Source organism: Halomonas ramblicola (genome assembly GCF_030409215.1).
Taxonomy (GTDB): domain Bacteria; phylum Pseudomonadota; class Gammaproteobacteria; order Pseudomonadales; family Halomonadaceae; genus Halomonas; species Halomonas ramblicola.
In genome coordinates this window covers 1-1,910 of sequence record NZ_JAUFPL010000013.1, presented here as the reverse complement: position 1 = coordinate 1,910, position 1,910 = coordinate 1, and the positions used below count along the sequence as shown (strand labels likewise).

Genomic DNA, 1,910 nt, shown 5'->3' with positions numbered 1-1,910 from the left:
CCCCCGAGTTCGACAGATAGAAGCGTAAACCACTGATTAGCCTGGAAACGCGTTTTCAAAATTGGCACTACAAGCGTGATGCGGCAGGTGCCGGCACGCCAATCGCCTCGAAGAGATCGCGTTGTTCAGGCTTCAACTTGGTCAGGCCGCTCGCCGTCTCGCGACGGTGAAGCAGGACCTGGTGAAATTGGATCTTGCGGGCAATTTCCAGCGCCCGCGTCGGCGACAATGGGTTATCACTGGCCTTCAACCGCATCCGCAGCACGCGGTAAAGCACCAGCGCAAGGAAGCAGATCAAGGCATGGGCGCGGATGCGATCTGGCAAGCGGTGATAGACCGGTGCGATCTCGATGTCGCTCTTCAACACCCGGAAGCCACGTTCGATGTCGGCCAGCGCTCGGTAGCGCTCCACGATCTCTTGCGGGTCATGATCGACCATATTGGTGACCAGAAGCAGCTTGCCATCCAGCATTTGTGCTCGATCGAGGGCTCGCTGATCCAGCACATAGTTGAACGTCTCGGCGGTCAGATCGACCTTGAGAATATGGCCGAGATGAGCGTCAGTGACGGCCTTGTAGAACCTGGCCGTCACGCCGGCATCGGAGAGCTTTCTGCCGCGATAGCGCCGCCCAGCATCCTGATGATCCAGCTTATCGAACCACTGGCGTGCATCGGCCTGCAGTGCCTCGATCTTCTGATCGCGTGCTAACGTCTGCGCCTTGGCGACCTCCGGCCGGTGCGCCACGATCAACCGATGATCCTGCCATGCCATCTCGCCGTATGCTTCGCTATCGGTATTCTGGCAGTGGGTCTGGTGGAACGCCTTCAACAGGTCATCGAACTCGCTGTATCGACGACCCGGCACCGCCAGGATGAATTCGAGGGGGCGCCCCTCGATCTTTACGGCTGACAAGGCCTCGAGGTTATCCAGGGACAGCAAACCCCGGTCGGCGACCAGCACGACACGCCGCACGTTGAAGCGCTTTGTTACGGTCTCGATGGTCGGCAGCAACGTCCGAGTTTCCGCGACGTTGCCGTCGAATACCTCATGGTGGATGGGCAGGCCTTCCGCCGTCTGCACGACGCCCAACATGAACTGTCGGCCGATCCCGCCCGCCTTCGACGGGCCGTAATGGCGGACATCACCCTCGAGCGAGGTACTCCCCTCTGCTCGGATCGTGGTGAGGTCGTAGAAGACGATCGAGAGTTCTTGATCGATCAGCGGCTTGAGCTGCTGGGCCAGCACGTCATTGAGGACTTCGCTGCAGTCCGACAGGGTATCCATGGTGCGCAGCAGGTGCTGATGACTGATCGAGGCCGTGTCGACGTCGGGCACCAGCACATCGTCCAGCCAGCGCAGCACACCGAGCTTGGATTCCGGATCACAGAGGCGGTTGAACACCATGACCCGCAGCAGCCTCTCAGCATCGAACTGCCGCTTGCTGCGCAGCACCCGCCGGAAGGCGTCATCCAGGCCAAGCTCCTTCCAGAGCGATGTCAGCAGCCAGGTATCGCCAACGGAACGCGCCGGCGCGAAGTCGGTCTCGCCGGTGCCTTCTTCGAGAGACGGCTGGCCCGAGACACGCAGCAGGCCATTGATCAGCGCGCTGGATTCCCCGGCCGTGACGGCCTCCAGGCGACCCAGCGTGGCGATGACGCGTTGGCGCGGCTTGCCAGCCTCGTCGCGGTAGGACTCGACGAGCTTCACGTAGCGACGCGGGCCGGATTTGGTGACTTTGACGAACATGTCATCACATTAGACCGGACAAACCATGGATGGCAAGGCGCCGACAGAAAAACGTGTCACTACAACAATTTCGCCCGTAACTTGCTAAATCACTGAATTCTCGGACCACAGGTGCCGAAATCAGGCCAAAATCGAGCTGGAAGTGTCGAACTCGGGGGCGCCG

The 1,910-nt window shown here is 60.6% G+C and carries 1 protein-coding gene; it reads right to left on the bottom strand.

Going from position 1 to position 1,910, the window contains the following annotated elements:
- Positions 1-67: 67 nt before the first annotated feature.
- Positions 68-1,747: an IS1634 family transposase gene (locus QWY80_RS02640; RefSeq protein ID WP_290229127.1), complete on the bottom strand. Its 1,680-nt coding sequence runs from the start codon at positions 1,745-1,747 to the stop codon at positions 68-70.
- Positions 1,748-1,910 lie beyond the last annotated feature (163 nt).